The sequence below is a fragment of the Pseudomonas sp. Irchel 3E20 genome (assembly GCF_900187645.1).
Lineage (GTDB): Bacteria > Pseudomonadota > Gammaproteobacteria > Pseudomonadales > Pseudomonadaceae > Aquipseudomonas.
On sequence record NZ_FYEE01000004.1, the window covers coordinates 323,927 to 350,243 of the forward strand.

Genomic DNA, 26,317 nt, shown 5'->3' on the forward strand with positions numbered 1-26,317 from the left:
CTGCCCCCGCCGACCATTTATTTATTTGCGGTGAACATAAATAACGAGAAACATAAAAGTTGCCCTCGCGACCATTTACTGACCCGCCCCTGACGGTGCATTCACTCGCCAAGCCCTTTCAGACAAGCGCACTTCCCGGTTGCCATCTATCATGCGTTGATCTGCTGATAGCGCTTTCATTGGCGGCTTCTTCCCTTTAACGAAGATCCTCAAGCTCCCCACAGGTTTTGCCAATGCCATTGACTGTCAAAGGTCGCCGGTCGCGATCAGCCCGTTTGGTCATCACCCTGCTGATTGGCACCGTGCCCATCGCCCTGGGCTTCGCCATTCTTTATCTGCAGGCGCAGCGCAGCCTAGAGGACTCCACGGCCCGCACCGCACAGGAGGCGGTACGTCAATTCGACCTGATGCTCGACAACACCGAACAAGCCGCACGCGCACTACTGCCGTTGGCCGGACAAGCATGCGACCGTGACAGGCAACTGGCGTTGCGTGAACAAGTGACTCGGCGCCCGTTCGTGCGCTCTACCAATCTGATTTTCGATAGCGTCAACTATTGCAGCTCGCTTTTTGGCGACCGCTTCGTGGCCGAACTCAAGGCCGAGGATTACGTCGCGGGCCAGTTGCTGCTAATGCCTGGCAATCCCGTCACCCCTGACACGGCACTGTTGGTCTATCGCCAAAGCGAAGGCCGCCGTGGGGCGCTGGCTACGGTCGATGGCTATCACCTGACCAATGCGCTGCGCCTCATCAGTCCTTACAGCGATTTGCTATTGCAAGTTGGGCCAAACTGGTTGTCTTCACAGGGCAAGGTGCTCGATTCCACGCCGCCCTCTTACCCGGTGGCGCCGAGTCACCTCAGTTCCTCGCGTTATCCCTACAGCGTCGCCGCGGGCATGCCGCAAGGTGAGGTCTGGCGCTACATGAAGGCCCGCTACCCTGCACTGTTCAGCCTGCTGATTTTTTTCGGGGCATTGTCCGCCGTCCTCGGCCATTGGCTGCAAAAACGCACGTCCTGGCCCGGGCATGAATTGCACCGCGCGCTGGAGGCCGGCGAGTTCATTCCATATTTCCAGCCAGTGGTGCGCGGCGACACCCTGCAGTGGGCCGGGATTGAAGTGTTGATGCGCTGGCAGCACCCCAAGCAAGGCCTGGTGCGCCCCGACATGTTCATCCCGTTCGCCGAACACTGCGGGTTGATCGTGCCGATGACCCGCTCGCTGATGCGCCAAACCTCCACCGTGCTCGCCCCCCATGCCGCGCAACTGGTCGATGGCTTCCATGTGGGCGTGAACATCACCGCCAGCCACTGCCTGGATTTGGCATTGGTGGACGATTGCCGCGAGTTTCTGGCGGCTTTCCCACCGGGCAAGGTTTCCCTGGTACTGGAACTGACTGAACGCGAGCTGATTCAGCCCACCGAGATCACCCATCAACTGTTTGAACAATTGCACGGCTTGGGCGTGCTGATCGCCATCGATGACTTCGGCACGGGGCATTCCAGCCTGGGTTATTTGCGCCAGTTCAAGGTGGATTTCTTGAAAATCGACCAGAGTTTTGTGGCAATGATCGGTATTGACGCCCTCTCCCGGCACATACTCGACAGCATTATCGAACTCTCGGCCAAGCTGGACCTGGGGATTGTCGCCGAGGGGGTGGAGACAGTGCTCCAGAGTGAGTATCTGGCCGCCCAGGGCGTGGACTATCTGCAAGGCTATCTGTTCGGCCGCCCGATGCCAGGCGATGAGTTCCTTGTTGCATTAAGCAAACATTAACCAGGCTGTACATACAAGCGTACTAAACCGCTCGAAGTAGATAAGCGCCACGCCGTGATTTACTCCGGCGTCTTTAACTACTACAATTTTTCCTGTCTGCGCAAAATCGCAGGCACGCCATTTACACCAGGTCATTTCAAGATTTTGGCTTAGAGCCAGGTTCTCGGTTGGTATCAGCCAAATACATTATTGGAGTAAAGATATTGTCCAGACTCGCTGAATTTCGTGCCGCTGAAAAGGCCCTTCAAGAACAGCTCGCGCAGCTGGAATCGTTGAAGAATGACGCCGGACTCAAAAAAGAAATCGAGTTCGAGGAAAAACTCCAGGGCCTGATGAAAACCTACGGTAAAAGCCTGCGCGATATTATCGCGATCCTTGATCCGCACCCGAGCAAATCGAGCCCGCTGGCAGTCACGCCGAAAACCCGCCGCGCCCGTGTGGTCAAGGTTTATCAGAACCCACACACCGGCGAACTGATCGAGACCAAGGGTGGCAACCACCGTGGCCTCAAGGCCTGGAAGGAGCAATACGGCGCCACGACCGTTGATTCCTGGCTACGTGGGTAAGCGATACCTGCTCATCAAAAGCCCTGCCTGTGCAGGGCTTTTTTAGTTATGCCGAAAGTTGCGGGGCGGTTCAAATAGGCCTGCGCCGTAGTCCCCCATGTATACCCATCGCAGATCCGCGGAAATTCACCGGATCAACCTGTCGCACAACTTTTTACATAGCGCCTTATGATTAGTTTTTAGCCACGAAGGCACGCTTTTGAACATCGACTTTTAAACTAGAGCTGCAAGCTATTGCGCGTAGCGAGTATCTGCGCCTGATTCAAGGAAAACTCGGCAGCCTGTCCAGCATAGGAAAAAACAAAAGCCCGGCGGGCATCCACGGCCGTGACTAAGGTTTGCGACAGCACATGTTCACCGTTGCGAGTAACTGTGCAGGTGGTCTCGAATGCTGTTAACTGCGCCAACTTGGATGGGTGTATTCGATTGCAAACGCTTTGATATCCACCTGCGGAAAAATCCTTTTGGACCCTTTTGCGCATTTCCAATAACACCCCCTGCACATTGACTACATGGTCGGGGGCCACCTCAGTCATGGTCAATTCCATCACCATCACCGGCGTGCCCGTGGCGTCATACTTGACCGCACGTTGCCGGGATAGAGAGGAAGCTGCCGCGTGGGCATCCACCGTCACCTCCTCGGGTTGCCAGCCAGCAGGCCAGTTGACGACCGGGGCGGCAGCCAAGGCATTAGCGGTGGCCGGCAGGGCCAGGGCACAGAGTAAAGCGCGCAGCACGCGGGGGATCATCAAGGTACTCAAGGCTCACGGGCGAAGCGGTAAAGTCTGGGCCCACGCGGGCAGCGAGGCAATAGCCCGTTGGCCTTGGCACCAGCCGTTGCGTATCATGCCAGCGGTTGACCGCAAGCCACGCCGTTTGCCCACTTCTCTATTTTCCGGAGGGCTCATGAGCCTGCACGAACTGAACACCTTCCCGGGCGTGACCGCCCAACCTGACGCCGCCACCGCCCAATTCGTGTTTAACCACACCATGTTGCGCGTCAAGGACATCACCAAATCCCTGGACTTCTACACCCGCATCCTCGGCTTTTCGCTGGTGGAAAAACGCGACTTCCCTGAAGCCGAGTTCAGCCTGTACTTCCTCGCGCTCGTCGATAAAAACAGCATCCCCGCCGACTCTGGGGCCCGTACCGAGTGGATGAAATCCATCCCCGGCATTCTCGAGTTGACCCACAACCACGGCACCGAGAACGACCCCACCTTCAGCTACCACAACGGCAACACCGACCCACGCGGCTTTGGCCATATCTGCATTTCGGTGCCGGACATCCGCGCCGCGTGCGAGCGCTTTGAAGCCTTGGGCTGCGACTTCCAGAAACGCCTCAACGACGGGCGCATGAAAAGCCTGGCCTTTATCAAAGACCCTGACGCCTATTGGGTGGAAATCATCCAGCCTGCGGCCTTGTAAACGCCGCGCATACAAAAAAAACCCCAGGATCGCTCCTGGGGTTTGTCGTTTACGGGCCCTGCAATCGGGCAATCAGGCCGGTGCCGACGTCCGGATGAGGTGGTCGAACGCACTGAGGGAAGCCTTGGCGCCCTCGCCCACCGCGATCACGATCTGCTTGTACGGCACGGTGGTCACGTCGCCTGCGGCAAACACGCCCGGAATCGAGGTTTCGCCGCGGGCATCGACGATGATCTCGCCACGGGGCGACAACTCGACGGTGCCTTTGAGCCAATCAGTGTTGGGCAACAAACCGATCTGCACGAAAATCCCCTCCAATTCAACGCTGCGTATTTCGTCGCTCTGGCGATCCTTGTAGCGCAAACCGTTGACCTTCTGCCCATCGCCGGTGACTTCAGTGGTTTGCGCATGGGTAATCACCGTCACGTTCGTCAGGCTGTGCAGCTTGCGTTGCAGAACCGCATCGGCGCGCAATTGCACGTCGAACTCCAACAGGGTGACGTGGGCGACGATGCCGGCCAAGTCGATGGCGGCCTCGACACCCGAGTTGCCGCCACCAATCACCGCGACGCGCTTGCCTTTGAACAGCGGGCCATCGCAATGCGGGCAGTAAGCCACACCCTTGTTGCGGTATTCCTGCTCGCCGGGCACATTCATTTCGCGCCAGCGGGCGCCGGTGGCCAGGATCACCGTCTTGGCCTTGAGACTCGCGCCACTGGCAAAACGCACTTCGTGCAGCACGCCGTGCTGCCCAGGCACCAAGGCATTGGCCCGTTGCAGGTTCATGATGTCCACATCGTATTGCTTGACGTGTTCTTCCAACGCCATGGCCAGTTTCGGCCCTTCAGTTTCTTGCACCGAAATAAAGTTCTCGATCGCCATGGTGTCGAGCACCTGGCCACCAAAGCGTTCCGCCGCAACGCCCGTGCGGATGCCTTTGCGCGCTGCGTAGATCGCCGCCGCCGCGCCGGCCGGGCCGCCACCCACCACCAGCACATCAAAAGCATCTTTGGCGCTGATTTTCTGCGCCTGTTTCTCGATGGCACTGGTGTCGACTTTGGCGAGGATTTCTTCCAGGCCCATGCGGCCCTGGCCAAAGTTCACGCCGTTGAGGTAGATGCTGGGCACCGCCATGATCTGGCGCTCGTCCACTTCAGCCTGGAACAGTGCGCCGTCGATGGCGACATGGCGCACGTTGGGGTTGAGTACCGCCATCAGGTTCAGGGCCTGGACGACGTCCGGGCAGTTCTGGCAAGACAATGAAAAATAGGTCTCGAAGTTCAGTTCGCCTTTGAGCGAGCGGATTTGCTCGATCACTTCGGCGCTGGCCTTCGATGGATGGCCGCCGACTTGCAGCAGGGCCAATACCAGGGAGGTGAATTCGTGGCCCATGGGGATGCCGGCGAAACGCAGGCTGATATCGGCACCCGGGCGGTTCAACGAGAACGAGGGCTTGCGCGCATCGGTGCCGTTGTCGAGCAATGTGATGAGGCTGCAAAGACTGGCGACGTCTTTGAGCAGCGCGAGCATTTCCTGGGATTTCGCACCGTCGTCGAGTGAGGCAACGATCTCGATCGGCTGTGTGACCCGCTCCAGGTACGACTTCAATTGAGCTTTAAGATTGGCGTCCAACATACGGGCGATCTCCATGTTTGGTTCGGTAGAAAAAACAACGCCCGGGCAGATTCGCCCAGGCGTTTTGTGGGGCGATGCGGTTTACATGCTCAAGTGCTCATCGCCCTCGACCTGAACGCAGTGTCAGATCTTGCCGACCAGGTCCAGAGACGGCGCCAAAGTGGCCTCGCCTTCTTTCCACTTGGCTGGGCAGACTTCGCCCGGGTGCGCGGCCACATACTGAGCGGCCTTGATTTTGCGCAGCAGCTCGGAAGCATCGCGACCGACGCCGCCATCGTTGATTTCAACGATTTTGATCTGGCCTTCAGGGTTGATGACGAAGGTGCCGCGGTCTGCCAGGCCTGCTTCTTCGATCAGCACATCGAAGTTGCGCGAGATGGTCAGGGTCGGGTCGCCGATCATGGTGTACTGGATCTTGCCAATGGCTGGCGAAGTGTTGTGCCAGGCCGCGTGGGCGAAGTGGGTGTCGGTGGAGACGCTGTAGATTTCGACGCCCAGTTTCTGGAATTCGGCGTAGTTGTCGGCCAGGTCTTCCAACTCGGTTGGGCAAACGAAGGTGAAGTCAGCCGGGTAGAAGAACACCACAGACCACTTGCCTTTCAGGTCGGCGTCGGACACTTCGACGAATGCGCCGTTTTTGAATGCGGTGGCTTTGAACGGTTTAACTTGGCTGTTGATGATAGGCATCGTTGATTCTCCGTCAGGGTTGAAAAGTTGATGGGGAGAATCTTAGCCATTCATCGGCGTACTGGCTCATTGCCAAAGCTGATGCTACCGATTGGTTTTGACTATCAGCGCAGCTTATTAATAGAAGAAACCTTGAGTCAGTCGCCCACGCTGCGCTCGCTCAGTTGCGTCATGCCCACAAAGGGGCTGGCTTCTATGTAGCGCATCGCGGACTTCATGTCCTTCCAGCCCACATAGCTCATCAGCGACTTCAAATCCCAGCCACTGCGGTGTGCCCACGTGGCAAAGCCGCGGCGCAAGGAATGGCTGGTGTAGTGCTCGGCAGCAATCCCGGCGCGCGACAACGCCTGGCGCAGCAGCGGGATCACACTGTTGGCGTGCAACGGCTCGTCCCCCAGGTTGCCCCAGCGGTCAATGCTGCGAAACACCGGCCCGCGCACCAACGCCGCGGCGTTGATCCATTCGATATAGGCCTGCACCGGGCACAATCGCGCCAAAGCCGGGGTTTGATAGGTTTTGCCCTGGTACTCCCGGTCACTTTTGCTGCGGGGCAAGTAGAGGGTGATGCCTGCGCCGGCGACAGCTTGCACCTGCTCGACCTCCAAGCGGCATAGCTCATCACTGCGAAAGCCACGCCAGAAACCCAGCAGAATCAGCGCCGTATCGCGCCGGGCACGCAGTAGACGGGGCTGATCGTGCCCAGCCAATGCTTGCTCGGCCTCCAACGCCAGGTAAGCGATGACGTGCTCCAGGTGTTGCAACTGCAAGGGTTCGGCCTGTTTTTCCCGGGCCGGATGCAGCGCGCGGATGCCCTTGAACACCTTGCGTACCACTGGGGCCTTGGTCGGGTCGGCGAACCCTTGGCTGTTGTGCCATTGCGCCAGCGCCGAAAGCCGCAGCTTGAGGGTGTTTATCGACAGCACGCCAGCGTGTGCCACCAGATAGCGCGCCACACTGTCGCTGGTGGCGGGCAGGAAGCCGCCCCAGGTCACCTCGAAGTGCTCGATGGCCGCCCGATAGCTACGGCGCGTGTTGTCGCGGGTGGCCGCTTGTAAATAGCGATCCAGATCACTCATGGGCAAATCCCGGGCGGGTGTACGGCATAAAGGGACCAAATCTCGCGAAAAAGACTCTGGCACGGGGTAATACCAGTATATCCCATGCCAGTTATTGCCTTGATATCAATATTGTTGGGTTATGATATGGTATGTAATTACAGGGTACATACCACAGTACGAAATCGTAGGAGATGACATGGCGCGCGGCGGTATAAACAAAGCGGTGGTGCAAACGGCACGCCTGGCCCTGCTGGCCCGGGGTGAGCACCCGAGCATCGACGCGGTACGTATCGAGATGGGCAATACCGGCTCCAAAACCACCATCCACCGCTATTTAAAAGAGCTGGAGGGCAGCGATCCGAAGCCCACCGGTGCAACGGCCTCTCTGAATGAAGAACTGACAGAACTGGTCGCGCGTCTGGCCCAGCGCCTGGAGGAGCAGGCCCAAGCGCCGCTTGCCGAGGCCGCAACGGCGTTTGAAGCACAGCGCGCCAGCCTGCAACAAACCCTCACCCAGGCAACGGCCGAACAGGCTCGCTTGCAGCAGCAACTGAACGTCCAAGGCGTGGCACTGAGCGAGGAAAGCGCCCGCTTGCGGGAAACCCACTCGATGCTGCAAAGCGAGCAAACCCGCAACGCCGGCCTCAGCCAGGCGTTGAGCGACGCACAGGTGCGCCTAAAGGACAAGCAAGCGCAGATCAGCTCATTGGAGGAAAAACACCTGCACGCCCGCGATGCACTGGAGCATTACCGCAGTGCAATCAAGGAACAGCGCGAACAGGAACAGCGTCGGCATGAGGGGCAGTTGCAGCAACTGCAAATGGAGGTGCGTCAGGCGCAGCAAAGCGCCATGGTGCGCCAGGATGAAATCACCCAGTTGCACCGCGATAACGAACGTTTACTCACGGAAAACCGCGCCACGCTGCGGGAACTGAGCCTGACCCGGGAGCAACTGAGCGAGATTCGCCAGCAGCATGAACAACACATGGCGCATTCCCGTCACAGCGACAGCGAGCGCACCCTCCTCCAGGAACGCCTGCGGGTGGCGAGCCTGGAGTGCGAGACCCTGCAGCGCAGCAGCGCGGAACATCAGCAGGCCGGGCAGCAATTGCAACTGCGCCTGGCCAACACCGAGGCCCAGCTACAGGCTTTGCAAGCCGCCGCGCTAGAGGCGGCGACGCAAAGCGATAGCTAACGCTCGACAGGTGTACGCATGGTGACGAATTCTTCAGCGGCTGTAGGATGTACGCCAATGGTTTCGTCGAAATCACGCTTGGTCGCGCCCGCCCTTACCGCGATGGCCAGGCCCTGAATGATCTCCCCAGCGTCCGGGCCGACCATGTGGCAACCCAGAACCTTATCGGTCTTGGCGTCCACCACCAGCTTCATCAAGGTGCGCTCCTGGCAGTCGGTGAGGGTCAGTTTCATCGGGCGGAAGCGGCTCTCGAACACCTGCACCGTATGGCCCTCTTCCCGGGCCTGCTCTTCGCTCAAGCCGACAGTGCCGATGGTGGGCAAGCTGAACACTGCCGTCGGGATCATCTTGTAATCCACCGGGCGGTACTGCTCAGGCTTGAACAACCGCCGCGCCACCGCCATGCCCTCGGCCAGCGCCACCGGCGTCAGTTGCACGCGGCCGATCACATCGCCAATGGCCAGGATCGACGGCTCGGCGCTCTGGTACAGGTCATCGACCTCGATGAAGCCACGCTTATCCAACGTGACCCCGGTGTTTTCCAGGCCCAGGTTGTCGAGCATCGGCCGCCTACCGGTGGCGTAGAACACGCAATCGGCGGCCAACTGGCGGCCATCCTTGAGGGTGACATTCAGGCTGCCATCGGCCTGCTTCTCAATGCGCTCGATGTCGGCATTGAACTGCAGATCCATCCCGCGCTTGACCAACTCTTCCTGCAAGTGCTGACGCACCGCGCCATCAAAGCCTCGCAGGAACAAATCGCCGCGATACACCAGCGTGGTCTGCGCGCCCAGGCCATGGAAAATGCCAGCGAATTCCACCGCAATATACCCACCGCCCACCACCAGCACCCGCTTGGGCAGCGCTTTAAGGAAGAAGGCTTCATTGGAACTGATGGCGTGTTCACGGCCCGGAATATCCGGAATCTGCGGCCAGCCACCGGTGGCGATCAGGATGTGCTCGGCAGTGAAGCGCTGGCCGTCGACCTCCACTTCGTGTGGCCCCAGCACCTTGGCGTGGCTTTCATGCAGAGTCACGCCGCTATTGACCAGCAGATTGCGGTAGATGCCGTTCAACCGGTTGATTTCCCGGTCTTTGTTAGCGATCAGGGTCGCCCAGTCGAACTTCGCTTCGCCCAACGACCAGCCAAACCCGCTCGCCTGCTCAAAGTCCTCGGCAAAGTGCGCCCCGTACACCAGCAGTTTTTTCGGCACGCAGCCCACGTTAACGCAGGTGCCGCCCAGGTAGCGGCTTTCGGCCACTGCCACCTTCGCGCCAAAACCGGCCGCAAAGCGCGCAGCCCGAACACCACCGGAACCGGCGCCAATCACATAAAGGTCAAAATCGTAGGCCATTTCATTCTCCTCGGCAGGCAAGCAGCATACCCGCTGTGTTTTTTTCGGCCAGCGCCGTAAGGGGCCTGGTGATCAAAAATGAAAAAGCCACCCGAAGGTGGCTTTTCCTGACAGCACAGCCTGAACGTATCAGTAGGCCTTGCCAGTCTTGTAGAAGTGTTCGAAGCAGAAGTTGGTCGCTTCGATGTAGCCTTCTGCGCCGCCGCAGTCAAAGCGCGTGCCTTTGAACTTGTAGGCAATGACGCAACCGTCCTGCGCCTGCTTCATCAGGGCATCGGTGATCTGGATTTCACCGCCCTTGCCCGGCTCGGTTTCTTCGATCAGCTTGAAGATGTCCGGGGTCAGGATGTAACGGCCGATGATCGCCAGGTTCGACGGCGCATCTTCGGGTTTTGGTTTCTCGACCATGTTGCGTACGCGGTACAGGTCATCACCGATCAGGTCGCCGGCGATCACGCCGTACTTGTGGGTTTCCTGCGGATCGACTTCCTGGATCGCCACGATGGTGCAACGGTACTGTTTGTACAGTTTGACCATCTGGGTCAGCACGCCGTCGCCTTCCAGGTTGACGCACAGGTCGTCCGCCAGTACCACGGCGAAAGGCTCGTCGCCAATCAGTGGGCGGCCGGTCAGAATCGCGTGGCCAAGGCCTTTCATTTCGGTTTGGCGGGTGTAGGAAAAAGAACACTCGTCCAGCAGTTTGCGGATGCCGACCAGGTACTTCTCTTTATCCGTGCCCTTGATCTGGTTTTCCAGCTCATAGCTGATATCGAAATGGTCTTCCAGCGCCCGCTTGCCGCGACCGGTGACGATGGAGATCTCGGTCAGGCCGGCATCCAGCGCTTCTTCGACGCCATACTGGATCAGTGGCTTGTTGACCACCGGCAGCATTTCCTTGGGCATGGCTTTGGTCGCTGGCAAGAAGCGAGTGCCGTAGCCGGCTGCTGGGAACAAGCATTTCTTAATCATATGAGTCCTTGAAAGGGCTGTATGGACGAATTTTGGCGCAGTCTAATCAGGCGCGGTAGAGCTTACAATGGCCTGCGATGGCGAACCGATGTCAACATAGAGAAATAATCCGCCCGTAAGTTCCTGCCGTACCGCTATAAAGGGCCGCACACCTGCGACGAAATGCCATGAGCGCGAATTTGGGGCTATCATTGCGCCCCTGATTCAACCAACGAGACAGATTAGATGTCGGCAACAAAAAGTGTTAACGGTTACCAGATCAACCAGGCCAAAGACGGCCAATGGTGGGTAGACAGCGTTGGCGGCGAAAACATAGCCGGCCCCTTCCCCACCCAGGAACTGGCCATCGAAGTGGCCAGCGTGCTGCAAGACCAGCCCACTGCGTTCACCCGCAAACGCAAGAACCCACAGTCCTGATGCCCGCGCCAGGGCCTTGCTCCCCGCAACGCCCCGGCGTATTTGCCTGTACGTAAATGGCCTTTGGCTATAGCCTGCGCAAAGGTATTTGCCGCGCCCGCGGCGACTTCAGCATCCGGATGAATCGACACATGAAAAAAGCCCTGTTTATCTGCGCCTTCGCGGTCGCATTGAGCGGTTGCGCCACGGCCGAAAAAACCTACCTGAACAACGGCCAGCAGGGGCTGACGATTGATTGCTCAGGCGAAGCCAATTCCTGGGCCACCTGCTATGAGAAGGCCGATGCGTCTTGCGCCGGGACCGGCTACAACATCATCGGCACCGACGGCACCCCATCGGTGCCGGAAAGCGACAAGACCCTGGGCGTGGACGTGGGCAACTTCAAGGGCCGTAGCGTGGTGGTCGTTTGCAAGTAAAAGGCCCTGGGCCTTCTACATATGGATTTCCGCGAACTTGATCCCCAACCCGCGCACCACTTCGATCAAGTCGTCGAGGCGAGCGAAGGACTCGACCTCATCGTTGTCGTCCACCAGGAAAAAACTGCGCCCAGCGCTTTTCTTGAAGAATACGATCCATTCCCCGGAGTTCGCCGGATTTTGAATCACATGGGTCGCCGAGATATGACCCTCGGCATGCCGTTGCGTGACGTGTTCACGTTTCATGTTGGCTGCTCCAAAAACAATGCCGCCCAAAGCAGGCCTTGGGCGGCATTGATGCAAATTTGCCACAGTTTATCGGATGCCAGCGTTCACCGTCAGCCAGAAATACAGGCTGTAGCGGCCTCGCGCACATCCTGCGGGCGTAGCGGCATGTTGGACATGCGCTCGTAGAGCTTGATGCTGCTACCGCCAGAGCGGTCGTCGATTTCCAGGATGGCTGCCGGCCCCATGGACAGTTTCTGCGCCACGATAATCCGGATGCCGCCCTTGTACGGCTCCATTTGCATGGCCCCGCGGCTATCTGCCAGGCGGTCGACCACGCATTGGCCGTAGGCTTTGGGCTCCTTCCCTGAAATCACCGCCAGGGTCGGTGGCGCCTGGCGGATATCCGACACCGTCGCGCAACCGCCCATGGCCAAGGCCAGAATCCACACAAGCCGCTTCATACAAAACCTCCGATAAAGACGCTCGGACAGCGTAAAGCCTGCTTTTCTCCGCATAAACCTTCGCAACCGGCGCTTATTTTCTTCAGGCCACTGCTGCTGGCCAGATAATCCGCCGTCTGTGCTGATAAACTGCGGGCCATTGTTTTGACTGCAAAAAGAGCCCTTCTGGAGGCGCCCATGAAATTTATCCACCAGCGCGAGCACCTCAACGAAGACGATATCGTCATCATCGAGTGCTCCCAGACCTGCAATATCCGCCTGATGAACGACGCCAACTTCCGCAGCTTCAAGAACGGCGGCCGCCACACCTACCACGGTGGCGCCTTCGACCAGTTCCCGGCCAAGATCACCGCACCGAGCACCGGTTTCTGGAACATCACCATCGACACCGTGACCAACCGCGCCATCAGCGTGACGCGCAAGCCCACCCTGACCCATTCGATCCGCATCGTGCGCCGCTCCAGCTCGAAACTGCGCTAAACCGAACCAGAGGAACGACCATGGCCCAGACCACCAAGTACGTCATCAAGTACAAACTCAATGGCGAGCGGCGCTTCGAGTTCGCCCAACTGGCCACCGGCAGCCAGGAAGAAGCCGAGGCAGCGCTCAAGGCCATTCACGGCGACGGTGACGATGTGCTCAGCGATATCAGCGTCAGCAAAGCGCTGTAACCCGCCACATCGCTGGCTTTATGCCAGCCACTCCTGCTACAAACGCTCCGTCGTCCTCTTCAATTTGACCTCGGAGCCCTCCCCCGATATGAGCCAGTGGCCGGACACCCGCATTCTCGACCTGCTCGGCATTGACCTGCCGATCATCCAGGCGCCCATGGCGGGCGCAACCACCCAGGCGATGGTTATTGCGGCCGGCCAGGCGGGGGCCTTGGGCTCGCTGCCGGCGGCGATGTTGAGCGTCGAGCAATTGCGCCAAGAACTGACCAGCCTGGGCCAGCAGCACGCCAAACCGCTGAACCTGAACTTCTTCTGCCATCAGAACGCCCCCGCCGACCCTCAGCGCGCAGCGCAATGGAAACAACTGCTGGCGCCCTACTACCGGGAACTGGGCCTGGACCCTGACGCCCCGACGCCTGTGTCCAACCGTGCGCCTTTCGATAATGCGGCGTGCGAGGTGGTGGAAGAATTCCGCCCGGCCGTCGTCAGTTTCCACTTCGGCCTGCCGGAAAAATCCCTGCTGGAGCGGGTCAAGGCCACCGGCGCCAAGGTGCTGTCCTCGGCCACCACCGTCGCCGAGGCCACCTGGCTGGAGCAGCAGGGCTGTGACGCGATCATCGCCATGGGCTACGAGGCGGGCGGGCATCGCGGGATGTTCTTGAGCGACGATCTCAACACCCAGGTCGGCACCCTGGCGCTGGTGCCGCAAATCGTCGACGCCGTGAGTGTGCCCGTGATCGCTGCGGGCGGGATCGCCGATGGCCGGGGCATCGCGGCGGCGTTCATGCTGGGCGCCTCGGCGGTGCAAGTGGGCACCGCCTACCTGTTCACCCCCGAAGCCAAGGTCAATGCGAGCCACCGCCATGCCCTGCGCAGCGCCCCCGAGAGTGCGACCGCGCTGACCAACCTGTTCACCGGGCGCCCGGCCCGGGGCATTGTCAACCGCGTCATGCGTGAATTGGGGCCGATGAACCCCAAGGCGCCGGCCTTCCCCCTCGCTGGCGGCGCACTGATGCCACTGCGGGCCGAACGCGAAGGCGAATTCGGCAACCTCTGGTCCGGCCAGGCCTTGCGCCTGGGTGTGGAGCAATCGAGCGCCGAGTTGACCCGGCGCCTGGCCGCCGAAGCCCTAGCGCTGCTGATACGGCGCTGAAAACCCACCGCCGCGCCCACGGGTGCGGCAATCCATGCGGTTCCGTTTAGCGGCCATTCGCTATATATTCGACTACATAGCGTTAATCCCCCAGTCCGGTGCGGCCTACCTCTAATAAATCGCTGCCCGCCTACCCTCGCCACGGAGCTGTACATGACTATTCGCGTCTCTGGTTTTGCCCCCACATGCCTGGCTTCGCTGCTGGCCCTCTGCGCCTTTGGCCCGGCCCAGGCCGACGAAGTGCAAGTGGCAGTCGCGGCCAACTTCACCGCCCCGGTGCAGGCGATTGCGGCAGATTTTGAAAAAGACACCGGACACAAACTGGTGATTGCCTACGGCGCCACCGGCCAGTTCTACGCCCAGATCAAAAACGGTGCGCCGTTCGAGGTGTTCCTCAGCGCCGATGACACCACACCGCAAAAACTCGAAAGCGAGGGCGACACGGTCAAGGGCTCGCGCTTCACCTACGCCATCGGCACATTGGCCCTGTGGTCGGCCAAGGACGGCTATGTCGACGGCGAGGGCAAGGTGCTGCAAAAAAACCAGTTCAAACACCTGTCCATCGCCAACCCCAAGGCTGCGCCCTACGGCCTTGCCGCTACCCAGGTGCTGGCCAAGTTGAACCTGACGGAGCAGCTCAAGGCCAAGCTCGTCGAAGGCCAGAGCATCACCCAGGCCTACCAATTCGTCTCCACCGGCAACGCTGAGCTGGGTTTCGTGGCGCTGTCGCAGATCTACAAGGATGGCAAAGTCACCAGCGGTTCGGCGTGGATCGTGCCGGCAGCCATGCACGAGCCGATCAAACAGGACGCGGTGATCCTCAACAAAGGCAAGGACAACCCCGCCGCCCAGGCCCTGGTCGACTACCTCAAAGGCCCGAAAGCCGCCACCGTCATCAAGTCCTACGGCTACCAGCTCTAAATGCCGCTCTCGAGTGCTGACATTGCCGCCATCTGGTTGACCCTGAAACTGGCGTCGCTGACCACGGTGATCCTGCTGATAATCGGCACTCCGATTGCCCTGTGGCTGTCGCGCACCCGTTCCTGGCTGCGCGGCCCCATCGGTGCGATTGTCGCCCTGCCCCTGGTGCTGCCGCCGACCGTGATCGGCTTCTACCTGCTGCTGACGCTGGGGCCCAACGGCGTTCTCGGCCAATTCACCCAGTCCTTGGGCCTGGGCACCCTGACGTTCAGTTTCACCGGGTTGGTGATCGGCTCGGTGGTGTACTCCATGCCGTTTGTCGTGCAGCCGCTGCAAAACGCCTTCTCGGCCATCGGTACCCGGCCGCTGGAAGTGGCAGCGACTCTGCGCGCCAACCCCTGGGACACTTTTTTCAGCGTAACCCTGCCCCTGGCTCGCCCCGGGTTCATCACCGCTGCCATCCTCGGGTTTGCCCACACCGTGGGCGAATTCGGCGTGGTGCTGATGATCGGCGGCAATATCCCGGAAAAAACCCGCGTGGTCTCGGTGCAAATCTACGACCACGTCGAGGCCATGGAGTATGCCCAAGCCCACTGGCTGGCCGGCGCGATGCTGGTGTTCTCGTTCCTGATCCTGCTGGCGCTCTACTCAAGCCGCCAGACCAAAGCCGGCTGGAGCTGAGCGATGACCACCCTGATTCACGCCCGCCTGAAGGTGAGCTACCCCGATTTTTCCCTGGATGTCGACCTGCAATTGCCCGGGCGCGGCATCACCGCGCTGTACGGCCACTCCGGGTCCGGCAAAACCACCTGCCTGCGCTGCATCGCCGGCCTGGAAAAAGCCCAGCAAGGCTTTGTCCAGGTCAACGATGAAATCTGGCAGGACAGCGCCAACCAGCGTTTCGTGCCGCCGCACAAACGGGCCCTGGGCTATGTGTTCCAGGAAGCGAGCCTGTTCACCCACCTGTCGGTGCGGGCCAACCTGGCGTTCGGCCTGCGCCGCATTCCCCGCGCCCAGCGCCGGGTGGACATGGCCCAGGCCACTCAGTTGCTGGGCATCGGCCACCTACTGGAGCGCCACCCGCAGCATTTGTCCGGCGGTGAACGCCAGCGCGTGGGCATCGCCCGCGCCTTGCTCACCAGCCCGCGGATTTTGCTGATGGACGAGCCCCTCGCGGCCCTGGACAGCCAGCGTAAAAGCGAAATCCTGCCGTACCTGGAACGCCTGCACGACGAGTTGGACATCCCGATCCTATACGTCAGCCATTCCCAGGACGAAGTGGCGCGCCTGGCCGACCATATCGTCCTGCTGGAACAGGGCAAGGCCCTGGCCAGCGGCCCTATCGCCCAGACCCTGGCGCGCCTGGACTTGCCCTTGGCCCTGGGCGATGACGCCGGGGTCATTATCGAAGGCCAGGTACACACCTACGACCCGGCTTACCAACTGCTGACCCTGCAGCTTCCCGGCAGCGTGTCGAGCATCCGCGTCACCCACGGCCCAGTGGCCAATGGCCGCACCCTGCGGGTCAAAATCCAGGCCCGAGACGTCAGCCTGAGCCTGCAGGACAGTGGGCAGAGCAGCATCCTCAATCGCCTGCCGGTCACGGTGGTCGAAGAGACCCCTGCTGACAACAGCGCCCATGTGCTGGTACGCCTGGACGCCGCCGGCACCGCGTTACTGGCGCGGATCACCCGCTATTCCCGCGATCAGTTGCAGTTGCACCCGGGGCAAGCGCTGTGGGCGCAGATCAAGGCGGTAGCGGTGCTGGCTTAAGCCCCCGACGCTTGCAGGCCTATTGCCAGCCAGGTTAGGCTGGCCCCCTTTTCCCGCCCGCTGGATGAACGCCGACGTGAACTTCTAAGCCTTCCAAAATGTATTCGCAACAAGCCGCCCCAGGCGCTTGTTGGCCTTTTGCGCATTTTATGGAGGTGCTGATGACTGACGTCACGCGGCTGCCCACCCTCGTTTCCCTGCATCGGGTCTGTTTCCAGTTCGCCCATGGCCAGACCCTGTTCGATGACCTGTCCCTGACCCTCGACTCTCGCCCCACCGCCCTGGTCGGGCGCAATGGCGTGGGCAAAAGCCTGCTCGCACGCTTGATCGCCGGGCAGTTGACGCCCTCTGGCGGCGCCATCAGCCGCTTCGCAGCGGTGGCCTATGTGCCGCAACTCCCCGCCCAGGCGCAGGACCAGAGCGTGGCGCAACTGATGGGTGTTGCCGATGTGCTGCACGCGTTGGCACGCATGGCCGCAGGCCAAGCGAATCCTGAAGACCTGGAACGGGTCGACGACCGTTGGGACCTGGCGCAACGGGTGCGTGCGGGCCTGGACGCGGCCGGTCTGGAACAGATCAGCCCCGAGCAGCACGCCGATGGCCTCAGTGGCGGGCAATTGGCGCGGATCGGCCTGCTCGGCGCATTCCTTGGCAACACCGCGCTATTGATCCTCGATGAGCCCAGCAACCACCTCGACCGCGCTGGCCGGGCCTGGCTGTTGCAGATGATGGCGCAGTGGCGCGGCGGCTTGCTGGTTATCAGCCATGACCGCCAACTGCTGCGCCAAGTGCAGCGGATTGTCGAGCTCACGCCCCGTGGCCTGCGCAACTATGGCGGTGACTATGCGCTGTTCCAGGCCCAACGCGAGGCCCAACACACTGCCGCCCAAGCGGCCCTGGAACACGCCCGCGACGAACGCAGCCGCGAGCGCAAGCGTCAGCAACGGGAGCACGACACCATCCAGCGCCGCGCCGCCGCCTCGCGTAAAAACGCCGACACCGCCAATATCTCGCGCCCGGAGCGGGCCGGGATGAAAGGCGCGGCCAAGGACATCATGGGCCATGTGCGCCACGCTCATCAGGCCCGCCAAAGCGACCTCGACGCCCAGGTACGTCAGGCCTACAGCCAGGTCATCGAACGCCCCAGCACTCTGTTCACCCTGCCTGGTAGCGCCGTGCCAGCAGCGCGGCAGGTCTTCACCCTGGTGGACGCCCAATTGCCCTGGCTGGCGCCCAACGAGCCCGGCAGCCGCCTCACCTGCACGGTCCACGGCCCGGTGCGCATCGCCGTCAACGGCCCCAATGGCTGTGGCAAATCCACCTTGTTGAAGATGCTGGCCGGTGTCCTGGCGCCCATTGGCGGCCGCTGCACCACCCACGTGCCTCACGCCTATCTCGACCAAGCGCTGACCCTGCTGGACGACCAACGTTCGGTCCTCGAGCAGCTCGGCCCCCAGACCACGCTTGACGAAGGCGAGTTGCGCACGCGCCTGGCGCTGTTGCAACTCGACGCCGCCCGCGTGGTGCAACCCTGCGCGCACCTGAGCGGCGGTGAACGCCTCAAGGCAGCGCTGGCGCTAGCCCTTTGGCGGCGCACGCCGGCGCAATTACTGCTGCTGGACGAACCGACCAATCACCTGGACCTGGAGTCGCTGGAGGCCATCGAGCAAGCTTTGGCAACCTGCCCGGCGGCGATGGTGGTGGTGTCCCACGATGAGGATTTCATCGCCGCCCTCGCGCCCACCCACCACTTGACATGGCAAACCAGTGGCTGGCATTTGCGTGCGGCCGATCACGGGGGCTGACGCCGATCATTGCAGCTTCGCGGCCCGCTTCTATAGTGAGGGGGGCCAGAAGTAGAGAGGTGTCGCCATGGAAGACATTTTCATCGTCAAGCGCTGCAACAAGTTCCGCATCCGCGGCCGTCGCGCGGGCGAAGCGGATCAAAACGCGGTGCCGCAGGACTGGTACCGGGTGCTCGATACCCGCACCCAGGGCTTCATCGGCGACGGCTATGACGAACTGGCCGATGCAAAGAAGGAATGCTTGCGCTTGAACCTCGCCAGCCAGCACGTCGTGCCCCGCTAGGCGTGGTGAACGCTGGCCTTTTGCCCGTCTATACTCAACGCAGCTGAAGGAACAGCCCCATCGACGCAGGCCCGCAAATCCGGGCCTTGCGCCCAATCCGCCGCGCGACACATTGGATGGAGGTGCTGCACATGTCCGAGAAAGAGTCCATCACCACGGTATTGACCCTGCTGGAGCAACGTCAGTTGCGCCTGGCGGCCGCTTGCAAGGAAATCGCCGACTGGGTTGACCGCCAGGGCGGCCATCCCACTGCACTGCGCGTGCGCGACCGGCTGCGCGAAATCGAGCGCGAAACACCGCAGGTGACCCGCGCGCTCACGTCCCTCAAGCCTCAGGAACCGCGCCTGCCCCGCTTTCGGTGAAACCTAGAGGCAAGTGGCCAGGGCCGCCAGCCGGCGCTTGGCCGGCCAATCATCGGTGCCCGCGTAGTAATTGACGCGGGTGGCGCCCGCTTCGCCGTGCACATCGACAAAATACTTGGCGGCCACCGTATACACCGTGTAGCCCCCGGCCTGGCCGGGCTCGAGGAAACCGCTGGCGTCCACGCCGAACACCGCTTCGTCCTGCCAGGCAAATTGCACGCATTGCGCAACCACCTGTGCCTCTTTGCTCGATGCCAGGGTTTTGTAAGGCTTTTTGCTACGGGCCTCGTTCATCGCCGGCGCCGCGCACCCAGCCAACATCACCAGGGCCAACGCTCCCATCACTAACCGCATGTGCCACCTCCCCGAAGAAAAGGGCGTGACTGTAGCACCCGCACGCCGTGCTCGCATCGTGGGCGGCGGGTTGATGGCTAACGCGAGCAGGCTTGCTGCCACAACTGGGCATAGGTGCCCGCCAACTAGCAGACCAACGGCCCTACCCGCGCCGCCCCAGGGGCTAAGGTTTTAGAGCGCGCCCGGCCGGCAGGGTTGGCCAACCTTGCCCAAGAGGATGAGGCCGGGCCCACAGCAAACCTGGAGGAGATCACCATGCGACTCAATACCCCGGAACAGAACCTGCGGCGCGACCTGCACGAAGTCGCCTCGGACTTGCGCTGGTCAGCCGTCGAACTGTCGCAGATCGCCCAGCGCCTGGACCTGGCGGGCAACAGCGCCGATGCCCAGGCCCTGGCGCGGCTGCGGCAGATCCTGCAACAGCACGAAGCGCAATTGACGGGCTACGCCTATGAGGTCAAGGCCCGCGTCATTCACCGTTCGGTGGAGGGCCTGGAGCAATAAGGCCCGCAGGCGCCAGGCCAGCCTGGCGCCTGCACGGCGCTACAGCACAAGAGTGTTCATGGGATAAAACAACGTATTCAACACTAACAACAGTAACCAGAAACCGATCTCGATAGTTTCTGTAATAGGCTGGATCTTACGCAGCGCACCATAGATATGTACCAGTGCCATTAAAGTAAACACCACAAACAACACATCAAAGGCATAACTGAAATGGGTGCCGGTCGTAGCCGAACGCAACATCGTGGCCTCCACCACCAGAATGAACGCCCCCAGGCAGCGGCCAAAGTAGATGGCCAGGTGTTTTTCCTCAGGCACCACCCAGCGCATCAGCCGCGCCCAGCGCAGCGGCGCGATAAAAATCGGCAGTGCGAAGAAGCACGTCGTGAGCACCATAAGTATCGTTATATATTCCTTACTGTAGTGCGACCAATATCCCAACATCTGCTCTCTCCTTGTTTTTATTGTGTGCGCTGGCCAGCCCCTGAATAGTTGCAGATATTCAGGGCTTTGACCCGGGGACAACTAAAAAACAGTACTAAAGAGAGCGCGACCGACAACAAAGGCTTAGTTGCCTACTTGCCAATAAACCCCTGTGGGAGCAACTGGCTTACCTCTACCATTCGTCACCGCAACTCAGTGCCGCCATCGCGAGCAGGCTCGCTCCCCCAGAGGAAAATGAAAATCCAGCCCACACCACAATTCACTTGTGGGAGCGGGCCTTGCCCGCGATGACGGCGGTACAGACAACCTCTGTGTACCGCCGTCAGCGTGAGGTTCAGTGCGGCGAGCGGAAGATCACGTCATCCGGATTGAAGTGGCCCACCACTTGCTGCACGCCGCTGCCCGGCAGTGGCAGGTCGAGGATGTGGCCCTTGATCTTGCCCATCACGTGCATTTCGCAGGGTTTGCAGTCGAACTTCAGGGTCAGCACTTCATCGCCGTGCACCAACTGCATCGGCGCCACTTTGGTGCGCACCCCGGTGACACCCTTGGCCTGTTTAGGGCACAGGTTGAAGGAGAAACGCAGGCAGTGTTTGGTAATCATCACCGGCACTTCGCCGGTTTCCTCATGGGCCTCGAACGCCGCGTCGATCAACTTGACCCCGTGGCGGTGGTAGAACTCACGGGCCTTGTGGTTGTAGACGTTGGCCAGGAACGACAGGTGCGATTCCGGGTACACCGGCGCCGGCGTGCTCTCGGCCTTGCGGCCACCGCGCGGGTGGGCCTGGACGCGTGCGGCACTCAGGGCCTCGATCGCTTCGCGGCGCAAGGCCTTGAGCTGGGAGTTGGGGATGAAGAACGCCTGTGGCGCGTCGAGGCGGATGGCGGTGGCGTGGTATTCGGTGGTGCCCAGTTGGCCCAGCAGGTCATGGAGTTGCTCCAGGGCCTGTTCCGGCTTGTTGGCCACGCCGAAGGGGCCTTGCAGGGCGGCGCTGGCGCTGATGCCCTCCTCGCTGGTGGCAATCAGTTGCAGGCTGTCCTCGCGTAAACGGGCACTCCAGGCTATACCGATGCGGCGCTCGGCGGAGGTCTTGAGCAAGGCCTGCTGCCAGTTGTGGTCCAGGTTGCGGTTAAGCGGGTGGCTGGGCCGCAAGCGGTGCAGGCCCTCGGGCATTTCGTTGGGCTCGACGCGGTAGCGATAGCGCTTCTGGCCTTCTTCCTCGAACTCGCCTTTAGGTTCGGCGATATTGGCGCGAAAACCCACGACTTCACGCTTGACCAGCACATTGAGGCCGTCGCCGTTGGACAGCGGCTCAGAGGTCACCACCTGCATATCACGCTTGCCGACCTTCTCCACCACACCCACCGGCAGCCCTGTGAACGTGGGCGAATCGAAGGCGCCAATGTCGATCTTGCGCTCGCTGACGAAGTAATCGGTGCTGCCACGGTGGAAGGTCTTTTCCGGGTCCGGCAGGAAAAAGTGTACGGTGCGGCCGCTGGACGCCCGCGCCAGGTCCGGGCGGTCTTCGAGAATGCCGTCCAGGCGTTGGCGGTAGTAGGCGGTGATGTTTTTCACATAGCCCATGTCCTTGTAGCGCCCCTCGATCTTGAACGAGCGCACGCCAGCCTCCACCAACTCGCGCAGGTTGGCGCTCTGGTTGTTGTCTTTCATCGACAACAGGTGCTTTTCAAACGCCACCACCCGGCCCTGGTCGTCCTTGAGGGTGTAGGGCAAGCGGCAGGCCTGGGAGCAGTCGCCACGGTTGGCGCTGCGGCCATTCTGTGCGTGGGAAATATTGCACTGCCCGGAAAACGCCACGCACAGCGCGCCGTGGATGAAGAACTCGATCGCCGCGTCAGTCTCTTCGGCGATGGCGCGGATCTCTTGCAAATTGAGCTCGCGGGCCAGCACCAATTGGGAGAAGCCGGCCTGATCGAGGAACTTCGCCCGCTCCAGGGTGCGGATGTCGGTCTGGGTGCTGGCATGCAGCTCGATGGGCGGGATATCCAGCTCCATCACCCCCAGGTCCTGAACGATCAACGCATCCACCCCCGCGTCGTACAACTGGTGGATCAGCTTGCGCGCTGGTTCCAATTCGTTGTCATGCAGGATGGTGTTGAGGGTGGTGAACACCCGGGCGTGGTAGCGCCGGGCGAACTCCACCAGGGCAGCGATATCGCTCACCTCGTTGCAGGCGTTGTGGCGGGCGCCAAAACTGGGGCCCCCAAGGTACACCGCGTCGGCGCCATGGAGGATGGCTTCGCGGGCGATCGCCACGTCACGGGCGGGGCTGAGCAGTTCCAGATGATGTTTGGGCAGGGACATATTTTTTTAGTCAGGCTTGTCACGGTCGAGGCGCGCATTGTAGCGGCGAAACGCCAGGGCGGCACGGTCTACCCATAGGGCAACACAATCAACCTTGGACGGCCTCGAAAAACGACGACGTCAGGCGACTGGCACGACGCTCGGCCAGGCAATAGAGGTAAGTCTCGGTGTACACCGGGTCGCCCTCGAGGCGGACCATGCGGATGCGCGGGTCGGCGATAAACTCCGCCTCCGACACCGTGCCCAGGCCCATGCCTCGCACCACCGCTTCACGCAGGGCCTCACGGCTGCCGATTTCCATAGCCACCCGCGGCACCACCCCGGCAGCGGCCAAGGCCTGCTCCATCACCGCACGGGTGGTTGAACCGCCCTCGCGTTGCAGCAGGGGCTGGCCTTCCAGTTCCTGCAACGACACCTGGCCGCGCCGGGCCAGAGGGTGTTCGTGATGGACAAACAGCACCACAGCGTGGCGCGCGTAGAGCACCGAACTCAGCGCCGGATCATCATGGCGGCCGGCCAGCACCGCGATGTCGGTGGCGTAGTTTTTGAGATCCGCCAACACCTGGGCCGAGTTACCCACCCGGATCGACACCTCGATACGCGGGTAGCGCTGGCGGTAGCCATCGACCATCTCGATCACATGGAACGGCCCCACGGCCCCCAACTTGAGCTGGCCACTGTCCAGGCGCCCCGAGTCGCGCAGCAGGTGCTGGGCCTCCAGGTCCAGCGCTTCCAGGGCCTGGGCAATGGGTAGCAACTGGCGCCCCACATCAGACAACTCGATACGCCGCCCACGACGGTGGAACAACTCCACGCCGTGCTGGTGCTCCAGGTGTTGCACCTGAGTGGTCAGCGTCGGCTGGCTCAGGCCCAGGGCACGCGCCCCGGCACTGAAACTGCCGTGACGCGCCACAGCGAGGAAGGCACGCAGCTTGGCGTTCGACATCCATAGACTCCATCAATAGTTAACCCAGCAAACCCATATTGAATTGATCCTATGACTGTCACGTGACACTCCTAGCCTGTGGTCACTGCCCACAACCTCCTGGAATGCCATGAAACCTGTCTCCCGTTTTTTGCGTGTCGCCAGCCTCGCCCTGTTGTCCCTGGGTGCGGCCAGCGTGGCGACTGCCAAGGATCAACTGACCATCGGCCTGATTCCCTCCGAGGATTCCCAGGCGATGATCGAATCCAGCAAGCAAGTGCTCAGTAGCCTGGAACAGCAACTGGGCATGCCGGTGGTGCCCTTTGTCGCCACGGACTACAACGGCATTATCGAAGCCTTACGCGCCGGCAAGCTCGACGTCGCCTACCTGGGCCCTTTCTCCTACGTGCTGGCGACCTCAGTGGCCGAGGTCGAGGCGTTCGCCGTGGCCGTGACCAAGAAAACCGGGCAAAGCGCCTACAAGAGCGTGATCCTGGCGCGCAAGGACAGTGGCATCCGTGAACTGGCCGACCTCAAGGGCCGAACCTTTGCCTTTGTGGACCCTAGCTCCGCGTCCGGGCACCTGTTTCCCAAGGCCGGGTTGGAGCAGGCCGGTTTTGTCCCTGCCGAACTGTTTTCCCGGGTGATTTTCTCTGGCTCCCATGACGCCAGCATCCTCGCCGTGGAGAACCGCAAGGTGGATGCCGCCGCCGTGGCCGACCGGATTTTCGCCAGCGCCGTGGCCAAAGGCGTGGTCAAGCAGGACGACTTCCAACAGGTGTGGAGTTCGCGGGCAATTCCCGAGTCGCCCATGGTCTGGCGCAAGGACCTGGACCCGGCCCTCAAACTCAAGGTCGCTGCTGCACTGGCAGCGATCAAGGACGTGCCGTGGGGCGACCAGGGTGTGCTCGACGGTTTCCAGCCCACCCACGATGGTGCCTATGACGTGGTTCGCGACACCGCCAAGGTGCTCGATCTCGATTTGCGGAGGATGAAATGATCCGCATCGGCCAACTGACCAAGCACTTCGGCAGCAACCCGGTGTTGCGCGGCATCGACCTGCAGGTGGATGCCGGCGAATTCGTGGTGGTGCTGGGCCAGTCCGGCGCCGGTAAGTCCACCTTGCTGCGCTGTATCAATCGCCTGGCCCGGGCCGACTCCGGCACCTTGCAGGTGGCGGGCATCGATGCGTTGGCCTGCGCCGACCCGCGCCTGCTGCGCCAACAGGTGGCAATGATCTTCCAGCACCACAACGTGGTGCCGCGCCTGAGCGTGTTGAAAAACGTACTGACCGGGCGCCTTGGCGCAGTCTCGACCCTGGCCTCGGTGCTGCATCTGTTTCGCCGCGAGGATATCGAGCTGGCCATGCAATGCCTGGCCCGGGTCGAACTGGACCACAAGGCCCACCAACGCACCGATGCGCTGTCCGGCGGGCAGATGCAGCGCGTGGGCATCGCCCGCGCCCTGGCCCAACGACCGAAGGTGATCCTCGCCGACGAACCGGTGGCCAGCCTGGACCCCAAGACGGCGCGCCTGGTGTTGCAGTACCTGCGCGATGCCAGTCGCGAACTGGGCATCACCGTGGTGTGTAACCTGCACCAGGTCGAATACGCCCGGGAGTTCGGCGACCGGATTGTCGGCCTGGCCCACGGCAGCCTGGTGTACGACGGCAGCCCCCAAGGCCTGGGCGAAGCCGATTTGCAACGCATCTATCCAGGCCAGCCTGTGCAGCCTGCGGCGCCACTGCCTGCCATGACCTACTGCGCGAACTGAGGGGCTGAATATGAAACCGCACAACTATCTCTGGACCGTCGCGCTGCCCCAGGGCGCACGTGGCTGGCTGGGCACCGGCGCACTGGTGCTCGCGGTGGTGATGATCCTGCACTGGAGTGCCCGGGGCGCGCAGCTCAGCGTCGGGGAACTGGCTTCGGGCCTGCCGCAGATCGGTGATTTTCTCGCGCGCACCGTGCCACCGGACCTGAGCATCCTGCCCAGGTTGCTGGCCCCGGCGGTGGAAACCCTGCAAATCGCGATCTGGGGCACCTTGCTCGGCGTGTTGCTGGCCATTCCGCTGTCGTTCCTGGCGGCACGCAACCTGAGCCGTAATCGCCTGGTGTTCCATGCCACGCGGCAGTTTCTCAACTTCACCCGCAGCATCAACGAGTTGATCCTGGCGCTGATTTTCGTCTCCGCCGTCGGTCTTGGGCCTTTTCCCGGCGTATTGGCCCTGGCGTTGCACGGCCTGGGTATGCTCGGCAAATTTTTTGCCGAGAGCATCGAGGAAATCGACCAGGGCCCCATCGAGGCGCTCCAGGCCACCGGCGCGCGGCCCCTGCAAGTGATCGTGTTCGGCGTCTTGCCGCAAGTCACCACGGCGTGGATCGCCGTGGTGCTCTACCGTTTCGAGGTCAACCTGCGGTCGGCCACCGTGCTGGGCATGGTCGGTGCCGGCGGGCTGGGGTTTGAGCTGGTCAGCAGCCTCAAGTTGTTCAAATACCAGGAGACCGCCACCTGCATCCTCGTCATAACCGTAATGGTGATCCTCGCCGACGCGCTCTCTAGCCGGCTGCGTAACGCCATCCAGCGCGGTGCCAGCCATTGAACCG

Annotated in this window: 32 protein-coding genes; 19 read left to right on the forward strand and 13 right to left on the reverse strand. The window is 61.5% G+C overall.

Features of this window, described 5'->3' with window-relative positions; translation table 11 throughout:
• The first annotated feature begins 233 nt into the window (after positions 1-233).
• Together CKW13_RS10130 and CKW13_RS10135 are read left to right on the forward strand one after the other, a co-directional pair.
• Positions 234-1,775, forward strand: coding sequence for an EAL domain-containing protein (locus CKW13_RS10130; RefSeq protein WP_095108452.1), 1,542 nt, complete (start codon positions 234-236; stop codon positions 1,773-1,775).
• A gap of 203 nt (positions 1,776-1,978) precedes the next feature.
• Positions 1,979-2,341, forward strand: coding sequence for a histone-like nucleoid-structuring protein, MvaT/MvaU family (locus CKW13_RS10135; RefSeq protein ID WP_095108453.1), 363 nt, complete (start codon positions 1,979-1,981; stop codon positions 2,339-2,341).
• Positions 2,342-2,559: 218 nt separating this feature from the next.
• Here the strand turns inward: CKW13_RS10135 and CKW13_RS10140 are convergent, their stop codons facing one another.
• The gene (locus CKW13_RS10140; protein ID WP_095108454.1) at positions 2,560-3,090 is read right to left on the reverse strand and encodes a DUF4946 domain-containing protein; all 531 of its coding nucleotides are present in this window, start codon (positions 3,088-3,090) and stop codon (positions 2,560-2,562) included.
• A gap of 157 nt (positions 3,091-3,247) precedes the next feature.
• On the opposite strand from CKW13_RS10140, the gene gloA reads away from it, so the two are divergent.
• A complete protein-coding gene (gene gloA / locus CKW13_RS10145) occupies positions 3,248-3,769 on the forward strand; it encodes a lactoylglutathione lyase (protein ID WP_095108455.1) in 522 nt (173 codons plus the stop codon).
• A 72-nt stretch (positions 3,770-3,841) separates the two neighbouring features.
• On the opposite strand, the gene ahpF is transcribed toward gloA, so the two are convergent.
• From ahpF to CKW13_RS10160, 3 genes are all read right to left on the reverse strand, one after another.
• Entirely contained in the window at positions 3,842-5,404 is a 1,563-nt protein-coding gene (gene ahpF / locus CKW13_RS10150) for an alkyl hydroperoxide reductase subunit F (RefSeq protein ID WP_095108456.1), read from the reverse strand.
• 123 nt (positions 5,405-5,527) lie between these two features.
• A complete protein-coding gene (gene ahpC, locus CKW13_RS10155; RefSeq protein ID WP_020294651.1) occupies positions 5,528-6,091 on the reverse strand; it encodes an alkyl hydroperoxide reductase subunit C in 564 nt (187 codons plus the stop codon).
• Between the two features lie 137 nt (positions 6,092-6,228).
• Positions 6,229-7,167 (reverse strand): site-specific integrase, encoded by a 939-nt coding sequence (locus tag CKW13_RS10160; protein ID WP_095108457.1) that lies wholly within the window; start codon positions 7,165-7,167, stop codon positions 6,229-6,231.
• A gap of 178 nt (positions 7,168-7,345) precedes the next feature.
• Between CKW13_RS10160 and CKW13_RS10165 the strand changes: the two genes are divergently transcribed.
• A complete protein-coding gene (locus CKW13_RS10165) occupies positions 7,346-8,344 on the forward strand; it encodes a DNA-binding protein (RefSeq protein WP_095108458.1) in 999 nt (332 codons plus the stop codon).
• On the opposite strand, the gene gorA is transcribed toward CKW13_RS10165, so the two are convergent.
• On the reverse strand, positions 8,341-9,699 hold the full coding sequence (gene gorA / locus CKW13_RS10170) for a glutathione-disulfide reductase (protein WP_095108459.1): 1,359 nt from the start codon (positions 9,697-9,699) through the stop codon (positions 8,341-8,343). The two genes, CKW13_RS10165 and gorA, sit on opposite strands and share 4 nt — an antisense overlap.
• A gap of 129 nt (positions 9,700-9,828) precedes the next feature.
• Positions 9,829-10,668, reverse strand: a complete 840-nt coding sequence (gene galU, locus CKW13_RS10175) for a UTP--glucose-1-phosphate uridylyltransferase GalU (RefSeq protein WP_095108460.1) — start codon at positions 10,666-10,668, stop codon at positions 9,829-9,831.
• A 225-nt stretch (positions 10,669-10,893) separates the two neighbouring features.
• Between galU and CKW13_RS10180 the strand changes: the two genes are divergently transcribed.
• Together CKW13_RS10180 and CKW13_RS10185 are read left to right on the forward strand one after the other, a co-directional pair.
• Positions 10,894-11,085: a hypothetical protein gene (locus tag CKW13_RS10180; RefSeq protein ID WP_095108461.1), complete on the forward strand. Its 192-nt coding sequence runs from the start codon at positions 10,894-10,896 to the stop codon at positions 11,083-11,085.
• A gap of 131 nt (positions 11,086-11,216) precedes the next feature.
• On the forward strand, positions 11,217-11,501 hold the full coding sequence (locus CKW13_RS10185; RefSeq protein WP_095108462.1) for a hypothetical protein: 285 nt from the start codon (positions 11,217-11,219) through the stop codon (positions 11,499-11,501).
• Between the two features lie 15 nt (positions 11,502-11,516).
• Here the strand turns inward: CKW13_RS10185 and CKW13_RS10190 are convergent, their stop codons facing one another.
• From CKW13_RS10190 to CKW13_RS24210, 3 genes are all read right to left on the reverse strand, one after another.
• The gene (locus CKW13_RS10190) at positions 11,517-11,747 is read right to left on the reverse strand and encodes a hypothetical protein (protein WP_095108463.1); all 231 of its coding nucleotides are present in this window, start codon (positions 11,745-11,747) and stop codon (positions 11,517-11,519) included.
• A gap of 92 nt (positions 11,748-11,839) precedes the next feature.
• Positions 11,840-12,190, reverse strand: a complete 351-nt coding sequence (locus tag CKW13_RS10195; RefSeq protein ID WP_095108464.1) for a hypothetical protein — start codon at positions 12,188-12,190, stop codon at positions 11,840-11,842.
• Positions 12,187-12,369 (reverse strand): hypothetical protein, encoded by a 183-nt coding sequence (locus CKW13_RS24210; protein WP_141233968.1) that lies wholly within the window; start codon positions 12,367-12,369, stop codon positions 12,187-12,189. The genes CKW13_RS10195 and CKW13_RS24210 overlap by 4 nt, the downstream gene beginning before the upstream one ends.
• Here CKW13_RS24210 and CKW13_RS10200 point away from each other — a divergent pair.
• The 9 genes from CKW13_RS10200 to CKW13_RS10240 all read left to right on the forward strand — a co-directional run bounded on the left by CKW13_RS10200 (position 12,368) and on the right by CKW13_RS10240 (position 19,158).
• Positions 12,368-12,670 (forward strand): DUF1883 domain-containing protein, encoded by a 303-nt coding sequence (locus CKW13_RS10200; protein ID WP_095108465.1) that lies wholly within the window; start codon positions 12,368-12,370, stop codon positions 12,668-12,670. The two genes, CKW13_RS24210 and CKW13_RS10200, sit on opposite strands and share 2 nt — an antisense overlap.
• A 20-nt stretch (positions 12,671-12,690) precedes the next feature.
• Positions 12,691-12,861 carry a hypothetical protein gene (locus tag CKW13_RS24440; RefSeq protein ID WP_095108466.1) on the forward strand — a complete coding sequence of 57 codons (171 nt, stop codon included), beginning with the start codon at positions 12,691-12,693 and terminating at the stop codon, positions 12,859-12,861.
• An 88-nt stretch (positions 12,862-12,949) separates the two neighbouring features.
• Complete coding sequence (locus tag CKW13_RS10210) at positions 12,950-14,014, forward strand: nitronate monooxygenase family protein (RefSeq protein ID WP_095108467.1); 1,065 nt, start codon at positions 12,950-12,952, stop codon at positions 14,012-14,014.
• A 153-nt stretch (positions 14,015-14,167) separates the two neighbouring features.
• On the forward strand, positions 14,168-14,935 hold the full coding sequence (gene modA, locus CKW13_RS10215) for a molybdate ABC transporter substrate-binding protein (protein WP_095108468.1): 768 nt from the start codon (positions 14,168-14,170) through the stop codon (positions 14,933-14,935).
• On the forward strand, positions 14,936-15,616 hold the full coding sequence (modB, locus tag CKW13_RS10220) for a molybdate ABC transporter permease subunit (RefSeq protein ID WP_095108469.1): 681 nt from the start codon (positions 14,936-14,938) through the stop codon (positions 15,614-15,616).
• Between the two features lie 3 nt (positions 15,617-15,619).
• Positions 15,620-16,708, forward strand: a complete 1,089-nt coding sequence (gene modC, locus CKW13_RS10225; protein ID WP_095108470.1) for a molybdenum ABC transporter ATP-binding protein — start codon at positions 15,620-15,622, stop codon at positions 16,706-16,708.
• A gap of 161 nt (positions 16,709-16,869) precedes the next feature.
• On the forward strand, positions 16,870-18,513 hold the full coding sequence (locus CKW13_RS10230) for an ABC-F family ATP-binding cassette domain-containing protein (protein ID WP_095108471.1): 1,644 nt from the start codon (positions 16,870-16,872) through the stop codon (positions 18,511-18,513).
• Positions 18,514-18,580: 67 nt separating this feature from the next.
• Entirely contained in the window at positions 18,581-18,796 is a 216-nt protein-coding gene (locus tag CKW13_RS10235; protein WP_095108472.1) for a hypothetical protein, read from the forward strand.
• 131 nt (positions 18,797-18,927) lie between these two features.
• Entirely contained in the window at positions 18,928-19,158 is a 231-nt protein-coding gene (locus CKW13_RS10240) for a hypothetical protein (protein ID WP_095108473.1), read from the forward strand.
• Positions 19,159-19,161: 3 nt separating this feature from the next.
• Here CKW13_RS10240 and CKW13_RS10245 read toward each other — a convergent pair whose 3' ends face one another.
• Positions 19,162-19,512, reverse strand: coding sequence for a hypothetical protein (locus tag CKW13_RS10245; RefSeq protein ID WP_095108474.1), 351 nt, complete (start codon positions 19,510-19,512; stop codon positions 19,162-19,164).
• 255 nt (positions 19,513-19,767) lie between these two features.
• Between CKW13_RS10245 and CKW13_RS10250 the strand changes: the two genes are divergently transcribed.
• A complete protein-coding gene (locus tag CKW13_RS10250; RefSeq protein WP_095108475.1) occupies positions 19,768-20,016 on the forward strand; it encodes a hypothetical protein in 249 nt (82 codons plus the stop codon).
• A 39-nt stretch (positions 20,017-20,055) separates the two neighbouring features.
• Here CKW13_RS10250 and CKW13_RS10255 read toward each other — a convergent pair whose 3' ends face one another.
• The 3 genes from CKW13_RS10255 to CKW13_RS10265 form a co-directional block, all read right to left on the reverse strand.
• Entirely contained in the window at positions 20,056-20,460 is a 405-nt protein-coding gene (locus CKW13_RS10255; RefSeq protein ID WP_095108476.1) for a hypothetical protein, read from the reverse strand.
• Positions 20,461-20,794: 334 nt separating this feature from the next.
• The gene (locus CKW13_RS10260) at positions 20,795-22,786 is read right to left on the reverse strand and encodes a U32 family peptidase (RefSeq protein WP_095108477.1); all 1,992 of its coding nucleotides are present in this window, start codon (positions 22,784-22,786) and stop codon (positions 20,795-20,797) included.
• A gap of 88 nt (positions 22,787-22,874) precedes the next feature.
• Complete coding sequence (locus CKW13_RS10265) at positions 22,875-23,732, reverse strand: LysR substrate-binding domain-containing protein (RefSeq protein ID WP_095108478.1); 858 nt, start codon at positions 23,730-23,732, stop codon at positions 22,875-22,877.
• A 109-nt stretch (positions 23,733-23,841) separates the two neighbouring features.
• Between CKW13_RS10265 and CKW13_RS10270 the strand changes: the two genes are divergently transcribed.
• From CKW13_RS10270 to phnE, 3 genes are read left to right on the forward strand one after another with little or no spacing between them, the layout of a single operon-like run.
• A complete protein-coding gene (locus tag CKW13_RS10270; RefSeq protein ID WP_095108479.1) occupies positions 23,842-24,711 on the forward strand; it encodes a phosphate/phosphite/phosphonate ABC transporter substrate-binding protein in 870 nt (289 codons plus the stop codon).
• Complete coding sequence (gene phnC, locus CKW13_RS10275) at positions 24,708-25,484, forward strand: phosphonate ABC transporter ATP-binding protein (RefSeq protein WP_095108480.1); 777 nt, start codon at positions 24,708-24,710, stop codon at positions 25,482-25,484. Before CKW13_RS10270 ends, phnC begins: the two co-directional genes overlap by 4 nt.
• Positions 25,485-25,494: 10 nt before the next feature.
• Entirely contained in the window at positions 25,495-26,313 is an 819-nt protein-coding gene (phnE, locus tag CKW13_RS10280; RefSeq protein WP_095108481.1) for a phosphonate ABC transporter, permease protein PhnE, read from the forward strand.
• Positions 26,314-26,317: the final 4 nt, after the last annotated feature.